At 35.9% G+C, this 14,187-nt stretch carries 14 protein-coding genes, 2 pseudogenes and 2 riboswitches; of the genes and pseudogenes, 3 read left to right on the top strand and 13 right to left on the bottom strand.

The features are described 5' to 3' along the window. Positions 1-21: 21 nt before the first annotated feature. Positions 22-228: pseudogene (locus BAQ48_RS18305) on the top strand (LVIVD repeat-containing protein); the annotation flags it as partial. A 156-nt stretch (positions 229-384) separates the two neighbouring features. Here the strand turns inward: BAQ48_RS18305 and BAQ48_RS18300 are convergent. After that, entirely contained in the window at positions 385-2,136 is a 1,752-nt protein-coding gene (locus BAQ48_RS18300) for a GMC family oxidoreductase (RefSeq protein WP_071712265.1), read from the bottom strand. A gap of 111 nt (positions 2,137-2,247) precedes the next feature. Here BAQ48_RS18300 and BAQ48_RS27670 point away from each other — a divergent pair. Beyond that, positions 2,248-2,358, top strand: a pseudogene (locus tag BAQ48_RS27670) (TIGR00366 family protein); the annotation flags it as partial. Between the two features lie 40 nt (positions 2,359-2,398). On the opposite strand, the gene BAQ48_RS18290 reads toward BAQ48_RS27670, so the two are convergent. From BAQ48_RS18290 to BAQ48_RS18275, 4 genes are all read right to left on the bottom strand, one after another. After that, positions 2,399-2,752, bottom strand: coding sequence for a group-specific protein (locus BAQ48_RS18290; RefSeq protein ID WP_071712264.1), 354 nt, complete (start codon positions 2,750-2,752; stop codon positions 2,399-2,401). Next, entirely contained in the window at positions 2,749-3,324 is a 576-nt protein-coding gene (locus BAQ48_RS18285; RefSeq protein ID WP_071712263.1) for an NAD(P)H-dependent oxidoreductase, read from the bottom strand. Before BAQ48_RS18285 ends, BAQ48_RS18290 begins: the two co-directional genes overlap by 4 nt. A 22-nt stretch (positions 3,325-3,346) precedes the next feature. Beyond that, positions 3,347-3,784, bottom strand: coding sequence for an SWIM zinc finger family protein (locus tag BAQ48_RS18280; protein WP_116758536.1), 438 nt, complete (start codon positions 3,782-3,784; stop codon positions 3,347-3,349). A 204-nt stretch (positions 3,785-3,988) separates the two neighbouring features. After that, the gene (locus BAQ48_RS18275; RefSeq protein ID WP_071712261.1) at positions 3,989-4,306 is read right to left on the bottom strand and encodes a hypothetical protein; all 318 of its coding nucleotides are present in this window, start codon (positions 4,304-4,306) and stop codon (positions 3,989-3,991) included. 38 nt (positions 4,307-4,344) lie between these two features. After that, a riboswitch (SAM riboswitch) is annotated at positions 4,345-4,443 on the bottom strand. Positions 4,444-4,565: 122 nt separating this feature from the next. On the opposite strand from BAQ48_RS18275, the gene BAQ48_RS18270 reads away from it, so the two are divergent. Further along, the gene (locus BAQ48_RS18270) at positions 4,566-4,757 is read left to right on the top strand and encodes a hypothetical protein (protein ID WP_000545003.1); all 192 of its coding nucleotides are present in this window, start codon (positions 4,566-4,568) and stop codon (positions 4,755-4,757) included. A 33-nt stretch (positions 4,758-4,790) separates the two neighbouring features. On the opposite strand, the gene BAQ48_RS18265 is transcribed toward BAQ48_RS18270, so the two are convergent. The 8 genes from BAQ48_RS18265 to BAQ48_RS18230 all read right to left on the bottom strand — a co-directional run bounded on the left by BAQ48_RS18265 (position 4,791) and on the right by BAQ48_RS18230 (position 13,558). After that, complete coding sequence (locus BAQ48_RS18265) at positions 4,791-5,513, bottom strand: YwiC-like family protein (protein WP_071712260.1); 723 nt, start codon at positions 5,511-5,513, stop codon at positions 4,791-4,793. Positions 5,514-5,696: 183 nt separating this feature from the next. Beyond that, the gene (locus tag BAQ48_RS18260) at positions 5,697-6,398 is read right to left on the bottom strand and encodes an ECF transporter S component (RefSeq protein ID WP_071712259.1); all 702 of its coding nucleotides are present in this window, start codon (positions 6,396-6,398) and stop codon (positions 5,697-5,699) included. Beyond that, complete coding sequence (locus BAQ48_RS18255) at positions 6,371-8,032, bottom strand: ABC transporter ATP-binding protein (RefSeq protein WP_071712258.1); 1,662 nt, start codon at positions 8,030-8,032, stop codon at positions 6,371-6,373. Before BAQ48_RS18255 ends, BAQ48_RS18260 begins: the two co-directional genes overlap by 28 nt. Further along, entirely contained in the window at positions 8,005-8,883 is an 879-nt protein-coding gene (locus BAQ48_RS18250; RefSeq protein WP_071712257.1) for an energy-coupling factor transporter transmembrane component T, read from the bottom strand. Before BAQ48_RS18250 ends, BAQ48_RS18255 begins: the two co-directional genes overlap by 28 nt. A 22-nt stretch (positions 8,884-8,905) precedes the next feature. Further along, positions 8,906-9,736, bottom strand: coding sequence for a DUF4430 domain-containing protein (locus BAQ48_RS18245; RefSeq protein WP_071712256.1), 831 nt, complete (start codon positions 9,734-9,736; stop codon positions 8,906-8,908). A gap of 56 nt (positions 9,737-9,792) precedes the next feature. Then, the gene (locus BAQ48_RS18240; RefSeq protein ID WP_071712255.1) at positions 9,793-11,598 is read right to left on the bottom strand and encodes a DUF4430 domain-containing protein; all 1,806 of its coding nucleotides are present in this window, start codon (positions 11,596-11,598) and stop codon (positions 9,793-9,795) included. A gap of 342 nt (positions 11,599-11,940) precedes the next feature. Beyond that, positions 11,941-12,420, bottom strand: coding sequence for a ribonuclease E activity regulator RraA (rraA, locus tag BAQ48_RS18235; RefSeq protein ID WP_071712254.1), 480 nt, complete (start codon positions 12,418-12,420; stop codon positions 11,941-11,943). A gap of 259 nt (positions 12,421-12,679) precedes the next feature. Continuing rightward, positions 12,680-13,558, bottom strand: a complete 879-nt coding sequence (locus BAQ48_RS18230; protein ID WP_071712253.1) for a 5'-methylthioadenosine/S-adenosylhomocysteine nucleosidase — start codon at positions 13,556-13,558, stop codon at positions 12,680-12,682. A gap of 163 nt (positions 13,559-13,721) precedes the next feature. Then, positions 13,722-13,825, bottom strand: a riboswitch (purine riboswitch). Positions 13,826-14,187 lie beyond the last annotated feature (362 nt).

Below are 14,187 nucleotides of genomic sequence, written 5' to 3'. Positions count from 1 at the left end.
TTAAAAAGGAGATTAACTGTTATGAACTCATATTTTTCCAAACAAAAGAAATGCTGTCGTAGGCTTTTTCCTGCTTTCCCTCCTGTTGTTGTAATAGCTAAATTTCTTTATGTATCTAGTCCTTTCGATAGCACGGTAGAAATTTATAATATTTCTGATCCTACAGCTCCTATACGCGCGGGAGAGTTTGGTGCAGAAGATTTAAATGTTCCTAATGGACTAGCTGTTTTTACGTTATTCAGCTAGTAAGGTACGTTACAACGATTCAACTACCAATAACCTTGATTATGTGAATACAAAAGCCCTCCAGATTACTTAACTAGAGGGCTTTTGTATTCTCATAAATATTCGTTATGCTAAGTTAACTATTGATATATATAGTATTCATTTTTTATTCCTTATCGATTTGCATTCATAATCTTTAATTTCCGTATCATCCACCACATATGGGCAAGGATCTTCTCGAATAAAACGTACTGCATTCAATCCTATCATTTGGGCAGGGATTGACGTATTGCCGTCTGGCAAAATTGGAGAAATGGAAAGATCAGCGACTTTCAGATTTTTGGTTCCAAAGACATTCAGGGATCCATCAAGAACTCCTTCTTTAATATTTTTACCCATCTTACATTGCCCTCCGAAGTGAGTAAAAAGGGAATACGAAGCTCTGACAAAGCCAGCCAATCTAGTCCGCTTTTCATTCTCATCCGGAATTTGGAATATACTTTCATCAGGAAAGACTACCTGATAGATGCCCCCCGGATCGAGTTCACGCGCTCTAACAATCATGTTATACGTCTCAATATATTGATCCACCATGAAGTTTAGATCATCTGGATTTGCCAACGGGTTTAAATCAATAGTTGGATATGCCTCTGGGTCGCTATGGGAAACCATGACAGTACCTCGGCTTCTTGGATTTACATCTACAATTCCAATACTCATAATATTACTAGGTTCTGTCTCATTAAAATCCCAACCATTTATCGCAATTTCCTGACTAGGTACAAAAAACGGAAGTGGGAGGCCTAATAATTGAAGGCGCCGGCCACCAATAGGGTTATTGACTTTTTTAAATGCTCCAAATGCTCCTGGCTGATTAGGATCAGCAGCCAATATCTGAAGAAGTCTTCCTGTTTCCACCCTAATCCCCATACCGACAGAATAATGTGTTTGGAAGTTATATCCGACTTGAGGGCTTTCTACTAAAGTTGATATGCCAGCTTTAGCTAAATCTTCAGGATTACCAATACCTGAGCGTTGAAGTATGACAGAGGAGAATTGGCCTGCTGAGACAATGATTCCTTTTCGAGCATAACTTCGTTGTGACACCCCATTCTTAACATATTGAACGCCAACAGCAATATTAATTCCTTTTTTTTCTTTAAATAGAATTTTATCCACTGTTGTCTTTGAAAAGATGACCAATTTTCTCTGATCAACTCCAAATTCATCAGCTTGGAATTCATTTCCTTGCGTAACAATTTGATTGTTTAAATAACCGGTTGCTGTCGAGGAACGAACCAATTTTCCGTTTTCCATCTTTTGAATATATTGACCTTTTAGGGTCGTAACATCTCTTATCCCTGTATTGTAATCCTCTTCAATTGGGATATTAAAAACTTCTGAAGCGGCTTGTGCTAAGGTTTGGATTAATCCTTGATTAGGAATGTTTTGTTGTCTAATAAAAATAGGTCCGTTACTTCCACGTTCTTGAGGGCTTTGTGTCATTCCTGTATACGTTTCATTTTTAATAAATAATGAGCGAATACTATCATAATTCCATGCGTTATTATCAACTAATTTTGCCCATGCATCATAAAGATCACGACTGCCACGTACAGCTAACATCTGATTATGTTCAGAACTTCCACCAATGACACGACCACTTGACGTTATTAACTGACGACCAATCGTTTGCTCAACTATAGTAGTGACATTAAATGAATGCCTATTATCAGTAGCATTTAAAATAGAAACTATAAGATTAGGACTGCTTAATTCCTCTGTCATGTTTGTTCCTGCTTCAAGAACAAGAACGGAAGTACATTTATCATCCGTTAATTCTTTAGCAATTATCCCTCCGGCAGTACCGGCACCAATCACGATGTAATCAAAAATATATTGTTTTGACATCCTATTATTCCTTTCAATAAAAAATTTAAAACAATAAATTCCTATACAATATACTATGAACATATCGTACGGACTGCCTGTACTTTTAATAGAGGTTAATAGTTTTGAAAATTACCCGCATTAGCGATAGCTGGTTTAGGCGCTCGTGATATTATGGGATTTTGCGTTGTGAACTTATTATATGCAGGTTGTATCATTAGTCTATGTTTCTTATTTTTTTAAACGAAAAGCTAGTTTTATACTAGCTTTTTTACATAATGAATCACTTATTTCCCACGCAATTTATAATGATTCGCCACTCTATCTCCGTAAGTTGTAATGACTCAAATGCAAAAAAATCTTCGCAAATTTTTCCGATCAGGTGTGGATGTTCCCTCAAAAAATTCCACTGTAACGCTTTAGGAAGAAAATGTATTTCATATTCTTTACTTCCCCTTACTATCTCATCCACTTCTCTTTCACAAATCCCTCTTATCAAGTAGTCATTTCTTAACTCTATTTGAATTTGCTTAAATGTTTCACTACATTTTTTCAATTGAAGTAAACATGTAATATACGTTCGCAAAAGTTCATTATCATACCCACAACAGTTTATAATACGATCGATTTCATTCATAATGTACGAGCCTTTTCTTCTATTTGTAATAACCACTTTTCCCGCTTCTCTAGTTTACTCGTTTTCACAGATTGAAATACTGAACGTTTTATATCGCGAATGCCGCAAAAACGTAAAACGCCTCTCTTCATTACAATCCAATCTGCTGATCGGTATAATAAAGCGACGTACCATAAAGGCGAGTCCAACGTATTAATAACCCACGCTTTCTTTCCGTTCAATAATCCTTTCGGCAGAGCACCTTCATATTTATAAGCAAATCCAGCTACGAAAATACGGTCAATAAATCCTTTTAAAATAGCAGGCATCCCCCACCACCATATCGGATAGATGAAGAGAAGGGTATCTGCCTCTTCCACTAATTTTCTATATCGCGCTGTCTCTTCCTCATTTACTAAATCACGCCTTTTCTTCTCTTCATTAAATACAAGCACTGGATCAAATTGTTCCTTATATAAATCAAGTACCGTAACCGAATGATTTGTTTCCTGTAGTCCTTTTTGCACATGCTCTAAAATGGCCCCGTTAAAACTTGAAGGATTAGGATGGGCGTATATAATTAGTACGTTCATTGTAAAACCACTCCCTCTATAGTTAAAGCTTCCCCTTCTCTAACATCTTCTCTACAACTTGCACGTTTTTCGAACTTTGCAACAAACGATTTAATACTGTGAGTAACTCTTCCTTTTCTAAATCTTTCAGTTTCTCTTTAACTGTACTCTCACCTACATGTTGAATATCATAAACGACCGCCGCCATATGTTTACAATAATTTTCATATGGACACTCACAGCTACTTTCTGTAAAATCCTCTAAATCAATAATTACTTCGTAGTTCCCTGCATTTCCAGTAACGAAAGCAAATATTTTCGTGTCTTGTATTTCGACATCTTCTACATGTCCTTCTTCATAATATTCATATCCTTTATCCATAATGTACTTAGGAATCCACTTCGTTATATCGTTTAATAAGTAAGCGTACATAACAACACCTCTTCCTTTAATTCCCTTTTGACTTCCAAAACCGTGCATGTTATTCTAATAACTGTCAAATAGCAAGTCTATATGACAAAACGACTGACACCTATTCGGCGGAGGTGTCTCTTTTCATTTGCAGCCGATATGAAGTGCCTCTTTCAGGCACATTCAATCTTTGACACTACACACTCAACACCATTCCCTGTATCAGGCTGCTTAAGCAGTCTTTTACTCTACATACTTCAAAAAAAAGAGAGCTTAGCTCCCTTTTCCCGCCTTATAAAATACCCCTTTTTCAGCATAGAGATATTCATCAGCTAATGTAATTTTCCCATCCAGTTTCAGTTCATCTAATAGTCTTGATAAATAAAATTGATGTAACATCTTTTTCGTGAATTTTCCTTCATGATGCGAAACGATATGTTCTTGAATATCTAACAATGATATTGGCTTATCTTGCTCTATCATATATTCATAAACTGTACTACGCAGTTTTACGTATTTTTCGAGTGTCACAGTACTTCGCAACCCCTTTCTTCTTAATATAAATTTTCGTAATCGGTTTTTTTGCAACAAAAAAACCTCTCCGATAAGAAGAAGTTACGTATATCTTCGTCTTATCTCCCAGAACAAATATGTTCTGCTGGAATTAGCACCTGCATCGCGGTTGCTGGGTTTCATCGGGCCAGTCCCTCCACCTCTCTGGATAAGAAAATATTCACTTAATTCCTACTATACGTAATTTCGTTTTAATTGTCAAATAAATATAACAAATTATATTTTGTTCCTTACTGTTCATACTATACATATATGAATATGCAAGGAGGATTATGAAATGCACGAAAATGCTCGCGGATATGTCCAAAATTCTTTTCAATCATTACAAGAAGCAAAACATTGTTTAGAAGAAGCGCTACAGACTGTTGAAAAAGATTTTAATCGCGCTCGTATTGAACAATCCCTTTATGCGATCGAACAAGCTATTCAACGCTGCGATTACACCGTTCACATTTTAGAACAAGATTGAAAAAACTTCCCATCAATTTGGTGGGAAGCTTTTTCAAATGGCATACTTCATTATTATTGCCGTTATGATTAAAAAATATACAGAATTAACAATTTCTAAAATCCCTACTTTTATGATAGAAATCTTTTTGCCATACAACACTATTGCTCGAATGACACTTGGTATAAAAATAAGAGAACACCACGGATTGATAGCAAATACGATTATCGTTAACACAATATGATAACCCCAAGATATAAAACGATACTTCGGATTATTTTTCTCACGTATCATCGTTTTCACATAAAACGTACTTCCTAAAAAATATAAAAATGAAATAAGCGCAATGAATAATGCTGTGTTATCTATAAGTTTCATTGAAAAATAATAACTGACTAAACCACCGATACAGAAAACAATAATCGCGCAAATGTCATTTAGTAACGCTCTTTCATTCTTTTGACGAGCGTAATACATATTTACAATAAATAATGGAATCATGACTACTACGAATAAAAGAATTCGCCATTCATATAATAAAGAAATCATCCCAAATACGAATGCAATAATAAAATATAAAATTGCGGCATGTAAATACTCTTTTTTTCGTTTTTGTTTTATGTACGTAAGGAATGGATACGTAGCTAAATAGATGAAAAACCAAGCTAAAAACAATGGAATATGATACAGAGTAGGTTTCCCAAGTATAGCGCTTAATAGAAATGGTATAACGAGCATCGCCCATGCACCATGTTGCTTCGGAATAACTAACTTCATTAACTATACACCTCCCTTTTGAAAATAATTCTCACCTACTATTATACAAATAATTTCATATAGTAACGGATATATATTGGACTATTTTTTGACAATAAAAAATGCTCCTTACAATATGTAAGAAGCATGAAAGAGGCAAACGAATATGTAAGTCGCGACCCTACCTTATATAAATATGCTTTTCTATGCCATGTTATGCTTATCTAATATGCCATATTTCCTTTTAAATCTTGTAAGAATCGTAATCCAAGAAGTACTAAATAGTAGTAAGAACACAACATTTGAAATCGCATGACTCAAATCGAAGTAAAAACTTGCGATATAGTATGAAATAACTGTTTCCCACGTTGCTTCCTGTATAAAACCGAGTAGTCCCCAGAAATTCATGATCCAGCCAAATAAAAAGCCAACGAAAAATCCATATAGTAGTCTTCCCCATAACTTTTTCATTAAAAATGTATTGCGTAATAATCCAGCTATGAAACCAATCATCCCCCATGAAAACATTTGCCACGGCGTCCACGGACCTTGTCCTAAAAAGATGTTAGACACAATCGCCGCTGTTGCACCGATCATAAAACCAGTCTCACTCCCAAACACGATTGCAGAAACAATAATAACGAATGAAGTCGGTTGTACACTCGGTAAAATCGAAAATGGTACGCGGCTAACTGCTGCGATTGCTGCTAACACAGCAACGAGAACAATTTCACGTGAAACAAACGCCTTTCTTTCAAAGCGGATATAGAATGGTAACATAATAACAGCTAATAAAAACAAGCTACTTAACAAGTAATACCCGTCCATAATAAGTGTAGTAAAGAACAATGTGGCTATTATAACTGCAAAAATACATATTATGAATGTAACATATCGCTTGGACACGCTTCGTACACATCCTCCCACGTTAATGCATATGGCAATTCTTTTCGAATGAATCGATTGATCGATGTTGTATAAAAGAAGTTACCACTAAAAAATTCTTTCGGTGCATCATTCATAATAACTGCTCCGTCAAATAACATCATACATTGATCCACATATTTCGCCGCAAATTCAATATCATGCGTTGCCATTACAATTGTTGTACCTTCCTTTTGCAACTTCTTAAATAACTCTCCTACTCTTTCTTTCTTCCATGGATCGAGTCCCTTTGTCGGTTCATCCAGTAACAATAACGTTGGCTTTGATAATAACGTTGTACATAATGCGAGTAATTGTTGCTCTCCCCCACTACAATCATGCGGATGGCGTTCTTTAAGTGCATAGAGCCAAAACTTTTTAAGCTGATTTTCTGCTATTTCTCTTCCTTGTTCTCCGTATAATTCACGTGCACGTTCATACACTTCATCCCACACTGTATCAAATGTGAAATGATAATACGGATGCTGCGATACATACCCGATACTTTTAAATCGTTCTTTCGAATCAATTTTATGTATCACTTTACCGTTCCACTTCACTTTTCCTCTTCTCGCTTTTTGTAACCCCGCTAAAATCGTTAACAGTGTAGATTTCCCAGTACCATTTTTCCCAACGAGCGCTACCCATTTTCCTTTTTCAATCGATACGGTTAAGTCTCGTAAAATAAGCGGGCTATTTTTTTCATATTGGAACGAAATATGCTCTGCACTTAAAATGACTTCTTGCTTTTCACTTTGTACTATTGGCTCATTTACATATGGTATCGCTGAAAAATCATTCATTTTCATTTGTGCTTCTCGCACTGTAAACGGAATATCTTTCGCATTCCACTCTAAAAACAATCTTGGAATTTGCGGAATAAATGGACGGAACTTTTCTACTTCCCACATGTTCGCTACAACCGTTTTCGGACTACCATCATACACGATTCGGCCGTTATTCATACAAATAACGCGCGTTGCGAGCGGCATTACCTCATCTAAACGATGTTCACTTAAAACGATCGTAATTCCAAGTTCTTCGTTAATACGCTTTAACAATCCTAAAAACTCTTTCGCAGCAATTGGATCTAATTGTGCTGTCGGTTCATCTAATAATAATAATTTCGGCTGCATAACTAATACCGCAGCTAAATTGACAAGTTGCTTCTGCCCGCCAGATAACGTATGAACAGATTGATGCAATAGATCTTGAAATCCTAAGAAACTAATAAGCTCGGCTATTCTCTTTTGAATAATATGAGATGGTAACCCGATATTTTCTAAAGAAAATGCTAATTCTTGAATTACTGTATCCATTACGAGCTGATTTTCTGGATTTTGAAATACCATGCCAATTTCTTGGGCAGATAATAAATCTGGTACTTCCTCTAATAAAACGTCATCATAAAAAATTTCTCCTGAACGTGTACCAATTGGAAGTAATTCCTTTTTAAAATGTTTTAATAAAGTCGTCTTTCCAGATCCTGATCCTCCAGCAAGTGCAATGAACTCTCCTTTTTGAACAGAAAGAGAAATATGCTGTAACGCATATTCGTTTTCATCAGCATATACAAATGATAAATTGTTTATTTCTGCATGCGCCACCATAGCCATTCCCTTCCTTCCATTATAATTGGTAAACTAATAAACATCGTAAATACGACAAACATTATTCCATCATATTGCTGAAATAAAATCGATTCGACTTTCGGATAAATAATTAATTTTCCTCCGCCATAATTACTAAAGATGACCGCGGCTATGAATAGAATCGTTAAATAACTGAGCGTATACCAATCGCGTCTTTCCATTCTATATCGAATATACGTCGTACGCTTCGTTACACCAAATCCACGAGCTTGCATAGAATCTGCCGTTTGCAGTGCATCCTCTAACGAACAAATTAATAATACTTGCAGCAATTGCATACCATTTTTCACACGCTCAATAATGGAACCTGCATCAACTTGTATACCTTTCGTTTTTTGGATGAGTGTAATTTTCTGCAACCGCCTAATAAACAACGGCACAAACCTTACTGTAATCATCGTTAACAATGCAACTTTCGGTGAAATTCTAGAAAACAAATATAAAAATTTATGACTTGAAATAATATCATTATACGACGCGAACGTGAACAGAACTGCAACTAACAATAACCCCATTACTAGTCCGAACATAATTGCCTCAAGCTTAATACGGCTATCACCTAACCAAAATAACGTAGTTCGACCTCTATGCGTTAATAACGAATTAAATAAAATCACCATAAAAAAGAAGACGATTGTGCTCGGTAACATCTTTCTTATCTTTTCGCTATTCCCTTGCATCACATTTAACATAACGATTAATAGTATTGCTCCAATTAAAAAAAGAGGATGAAGACACATCATACATAGTATCATCACCCCGATATAATAGAAAAAATTCACAAAAGGATGTAAAGAAGAAAAACTTATTTTCATAGTCCTTTACCGAATACCTTTCTTATTTTAATACAAACACCCACTCGATTGTATCTCCTGGTTTTACTGTAGCTACACCTGCACTATAGTTTGGAAACGCACCGTTCACACGATATTTCCATCCACTAGTAGCCGTAACATCTTTTTCATATAAATCATTAATACCCTTTACATAAATATCACCTTTAGAACCCATTGCATCCACATCTAATCCCGTACGCTGCAATACTTTATAAACAGTATCGCCTTCTTGTACATCAATCTTTTTCGCACCTAATAAGTATCCTTCATTACCTTTTACTGAGATCGTAACTTGTTTTGCTTGCGGCACTGGTTTTGGTTCAGGTTTCGGTTCTGGCTTTGGTTCTGGCGGAACCGGAACAGTTACTTGTTTCTCTTTATTAGGATCAACTTTTTGCTCCTGCTTCGGTGTTTCTTTTGGCTGATTGACAACCTTCGCTTCTTCTTTTACTTCTGGTGCTTTCGGTTGCTGCTCTTGTTGTTTCTCTTCTTGTGCTTTTTGCTGTTCTGGTTGTTTCGTAGCAGCCGGTTGTTCCTGAGGTTTTTCTTCTTTCTTAACTTCTGGTTGTGCCTGCTGGTTTTCCTCTTTCGGCTTCTCTTCTACTTTTTGTTCTTGTTTCTCTTTTTGCTCTTCTTGCTTATTTTTCTCTTGTTCAGCTTGTTTTTCCTCCGGTTTTGCTTCCGGTTTTGCTTCATCTTTTTTCTCTTCTTGTTTCGCTACCTCTTCTTGCTTTGGTTCTACCTTCTTCTCTGGCTGTACAGCCGCCTCTTCACATCCAGCAAGCAGCCCGAGCGAAAGCATTAAAGAAATGAACCATTTCACCTTACTCATGTTATCTCTCACCTTTCATACGAAAATTAGGAGCAAATAATTGCTCCTAATTTTTGTTAAGCTGCTTTACGTCTCCATAATACATATGCAGAAGCAATACACAATACACCCATACCTACTTCTGTAGCTGCACTATGAGAAGATACTCCTGTTTTCGGTAGTGTGCTACCGTTTCCGGATTTTTTATTTTTAACCGGTTCGTTATCAACAACAACTTTTAAATTGTCATCTTTTGTTTCTTGTTGCACTTGTTTTTCTTCTTGTGGTTGTTCAATAACTTCTTTTTCTACTACAACTTTTTCTGAATCCACATTAGGCTTTGTATCGATTTCAGTAACAGATACATTTGACCAATCATAAATTGACTTTCCAAGTTCTTTAAACTGAATTAAAGCTAATAATGCTTGCTCTGTAGCCATTCCGCTACCGTTTTGATCACTTGGTAACCATTTGAATTCACCATTTGGAAGCTGATATGACAATAGGTTTTGCACTGCCTTATGAAGACGATTTTGATCTACATCTTTCACAAGTGATAACCCAATAATTGCTTGCGCAGTACTATTTGAATTTTCTTGTCCATCTGCAGAAAACCCGCCATTTTCTAGCTGCTCTTTATATAAATACGCAACAGCTTTTTGCACAGCTGGTTTCACATCTAGTCGCTCTTGATAAGGGGCTAATGCTGATAAAACCATAGCCGTAACATCAACGCTACTAGCACTTTCTTTACTGCTTGCACTATCATAAGTCCAGCCACCATCTGTGTGTTGCGTGTTTAATAGTGACTCTACTAACGCAACTCGATTCCATTTTGATTCAACTGGGATCTCATACTTCTTCGTATCAAATGCAAGTAAAGCAAATGCATAACCTGTAACAGAATTTACTTTATCTGATTCATACAATTTTTGAACTAAGTTATGTTCGCCTACCTTTTTCGGATCAGCATTCATTGCATTCATCATAATAATCGTTCTAGCTAAATCCGTTGCTGAAAAACGATTCACACGCTTTTCTACTTTTTCTGTTACTGCTTTAACGTAATTTAATTGTGCCTCAATCGGTACATTCTTTCCAGAACGAGCAAGTCCTAAAGCTACCCAATCACTTTCAATTCCATCTTGTAACATCTTTTCAGACGTTTTAGAAATTGCTTCGTTTACTTGTGCTGCTGGAACTTGAATGTTCTCTTGCTTTGGTTGTTCTGGCTTTTCTTGTTTTGGATCATTTGTCTTTGGTTCTTCTGGTTTTTCTTGTTTTGGATCATCTGTCTTTGGTTCTTCTGGTTTTTCTTGTTTTGGATCATCCGTTTTTGGTTCTTCTGGTTTTTCTTGCTTTGGATCATCCGTTTTTGGTTCTTCTGGCTTTTCTTGTTTTGGATCATCTGTCTTTGGTTCTTCAACAGTTTTACAAGTTCCAAATTTATCTAATGTTTGCTGTAATGTTTCTTGACTCATATTGCTCCAGTCTGAAACAAAGCGGAATACAACAACATCTCCAGACTCTAATTTATAACTATCTGCTCCTACTTGTGCAGCTTTATCATTTACATCATACAACCAACCGCTTGTGTCCCCAGCCATTAAGCCGTCGATGCCTTTTACATACGTTCCAAACGACATCGTTTCAGATACTACTTTGTCCCCCATGACTTTTTGCAGCAAACTTAAAGCTGTTTCCCCATCTTTAATTTGCTCTTCTTTCGGACATAACATAATGCCCTTTTGTGATTCACCAACAATTGCAAGTTTCGCTGTATTTCCTTCAGCAAACGTAATATGTACTGTATTCGCAAAAGAAACAAATACAAGTGTAACTGCCATTAACGACGTAAGCAGCCATTTTTTTAACATTGCCATCCCAAAATTTCCTCCCTTACTACCATTTACACAAAAAAAGGCCCTTCAAGGGCGTGCGATTGACACTCTCTTTTTGTAAAAGTGCCGAACAAAAATGCACAACACCTCCTACCCGCATCATTTGCGGCTATATTTGTATAGGAAAAATAATTTCGTTCATGAACGTATCATTGTGATAACATTCACTTTTCTAGGCAAAACTAACTTCCATTTAAGTTATCGTAAAACGATAAACCTATACATTCTGTAAATTTTAAATTTCTGTATTATTTTACTATTGACAAAGGATTTTGTCCATGTTTTATCGGATTTATTTTCTAAGAATAATAACTTTTTAATCTCTTAACTATGCAAACTCTTTTCACTAATAATGACGCCATCTTCGTCCACATACACATAATCATTTGGCTTCCATTCTACTCCTCCAAATTGTAATGAAATATTCCTGTCGCCTTTTCCTTCTTTTACACTTCTATTTGGCATCGTACCTAACGCTAAAATACCAATATTAATATTCTTTAGTTCACTAGAATCACGAACATATCCATTCACAATAATCCCTGCCAACTTTCTTTCCTCTGCAATAGCTGCTAAATTATCACCGAGTAACGCACAATTCGTAGAAGCTCCTCCATCAACAACTAATACCGTTCCTTCCGGTAATGTTTGCAATCCTTCTTTCACTAGTACATTATCATCTTTCACTCTTACCGTTGCAATTTTCCCGTGGAATTGTTCTTTCTTCCCAAAAGATCGAAAAGACTGGCGACATATTTGTAATTCTTTTTCAAACTCATCACATAAATCTGTAGTTTTCCACATCATTTTCCCTCTTTTCTTTTTCCTTCTATATAACATATTCTTGGATTATTTTCGTTTCCCTGTCTAATGTTGCAATAATTTGTATGTAGACGAACGATCTTTGAAAACCAGATTGCAATTTTCTTCCGCAAAACCTTCTATACTATTGAAACGTTACGAACTACTTCAGTAGTGAATAAGAAAACAGCAAATACCCCGAAACAAACAACTTTTGTCGTTCATGTCGGGGTTACTTAGCCTTTCTTTACTAGAAATAATTTTATTTACTTGGCAACGTATCGATATACTTTTTAACTACTTCATATACATATTCTTGATTTGCCGCTGCTGTGTTTGGATTGTATTTTCCGCCGTTCGTTTTATTGTTAGATAACACTCGAATTCCTAAAAATGGTACGTCATACGCTTTTGCGATTTGCGCTGCTGCAGCGCCTTCCATTTCTTCAACAGATGTACCGTATTTTGTATGGAACCATTTAATTCTATCCACTTCATTATTCCAAACATCTGCTGAACCAATCGTACCTTCAACTACTTTACCTTTTGTATATGTGTCTTTTACCGCATTCGCTGCTGCAAGTAAATCCTTATCGCCCTCATAGTATCGGACCTTCTCAGCATTTGGATCTTCTCCTGCACTTCCTTCAGAAGCCATTAAGTCCATAGCAATCCATTTTGTCGGCTCAATCCCTTGATTCTCATCCATATTTGTTGTTTTTAATGACCCGATGTTTGCTACTTGTTTTCCTAAAACGATATCAAATACATTTAAATTTGGATCATGTCCACCTGATGTTCCTTGGTTAATAATTGCCTGAGGCTTATATTTTTCAATAGCTACTGCTGTAGCTGCAGCTGTATTTTCCATTCCTTTACCTGTTTTCGCTACGATTACAGGATAATTGTCGACAGTTCCTTTATAAAATACGAAAGTTCCAGACTTTTCTTCTTTCACATTTTTTAACCTTTTTGCAAACTTTTCAGCTTCTATCGGCATTGGCCCTTGAATTAAGATTGGTTTTTGATTGCTTTTTGCCTCAACTTGTTTCGGACTCGCATTACATCCCGCAAGTATCGAGAATGACAATGCAACAGTAGTTACTAGGGCAGCACATTTTTTCAACGTATTCTTCTTCATAAATAATCTCCTCTTTCTCTTGTTGTTTTCTATACTCGATACTTTTGGTCCAAACAAAAAAGTTCTAGAAATTGTAGAAGAACCTCTACTTTCTAGAACTACGGTAGTCAAAGTTAATTAAGCATATGCAAAATTATAGATCGGTAGCGCACATTACATAGAGCGACCGAATACTTTAACCCGTAGTCCAGTTCTTTCATTGGGAACTAGGTAGAAACGCTCGGACCATATTACCGAGTATATACGAGTGATGTTATTCAAAATTATTATATGGATAATATAACAAACTATTAGTGTGCACGCAATAAAAATATGAACGTTTTTTAGCTAAACTTTAAAAATATTCGTTTTTATAGCCGACAAACAACAAAAATCCTCATTAAAAAATATAAAATTGCACAAAAACCGAAAAAACCTATATACTAAACTAACCTAAAACGGTCAATATTTTACAGACAATTACTCTTCCTTCTAACTCCAGTTCAAATTTCTATATAACTATTAAAAAACTGAACCACAAAAACAGGCAATGGAGAAAATGCTGTCCATTGCCTGGGAATAAAGTGAAACTTTAATCAGTGGGGGTTTTCTTCATCCCCCACTGATTATTAGTTGAACCAATCGGACTT

Origin of the sequence: Bacillus luti, from assembly GCF_001884105.1 — a bacterium.
GTDB lineage: Bacteria > Bacillota > Bacilli > Bacillales > Bacillaceae_G > Bacillus_A > Bacillus_A luti.
Note: the sequence above shows the minus strand (reverse complement) of the source record. Positions and strands in the feature narration are given on the sequence as shown.

Bases quoted from the DNA above. Each gene is read 5' to 3' on its own strand.
- BAQ48_RS18285 (WP_071712263.1), bottom strand. From the start codon at position 3,324: ATGAACGTACTAATTATATACGCCCATCCTAATCCTTCAAGTTTTAAC.
- BAQ48_RS18230 (WP_071712253.1), bottom strand. From the start codon at position 13,558: ATGAAGAAGAATACGTTGAAAAAATGTGCTGCCCTAGTAACTACTGTT.
- BAQ48_RS18290 (WP_071712264.1), bottom strand. From the start codon at position 2,752: ATGAATGAAATCGATCGTATTATAAACTGTTGTGGGTATGATAATGAA.
- BAQ48_RS18255 (WP_071712258.1), bottom strand. From the start codon at position 8,032: ATGGCTATGGTGGCGCATGCAGAAATAAACAATTTATCATTTGTATAT.
- rraA (WP_071712254.1), bottom strand. From the start codon at position 12,420: ATGTGGAAAACTACAGATTTATGTGATGAGTTTGAAAAAGAATTACAA.
- BAQ48_RS18265 (WP_071712260.1), bottom strand. From the start codon at position 5,513: ATGAAGTTAGTTATTCCGAAGCAACATGGTGCATGGGCGATGCTCGTT.
- BAQ48_RS18240 (WP_071712255.1), bottom strand. From the start codon at position 11,598: ATGGCAATGTTAAAAAAATGGCTGCTTACGTCGTTAATGGCAGTTACA.
- BAQ48_RS18250 (WP_071712257.1), bottom strand. From the start codon at position 8,883: ATGAAAATAAGTTTTTCTTCTTTACATCCTTTTGTGAATTTTTTCTAT.
- BAQ48_RS18300 (WP_071712265.1), bottom strand. From the start codon at position 2,136: ATGTCAAAACAATATATTTTTGATTACATCGTGATTGGTGCCGGTACT.
- BAQ48_RS18280 (WP_116758536.1), bottom strand. From the start codon at position 3,784: ATGCACGGTTTTGGAAGTCAAAAGGGAATTAAAGGAAGAGGTGTTGTT.
- BAQ48_RS18270 (WP_000545003.1), top strand. From the start codon at position 4,566: ATGCACGAAAATGCTCGCGGATATGTCCAAAATTCTTTTCAATCATTA.
- BAQ48_RS18245 (WP_071712256.1), bottom strand. From the start codon at position 9,736: ATGAGTAAGGTGAAATGGTTCATTTCTTTAATGCTTTCGCTCGGGCTG.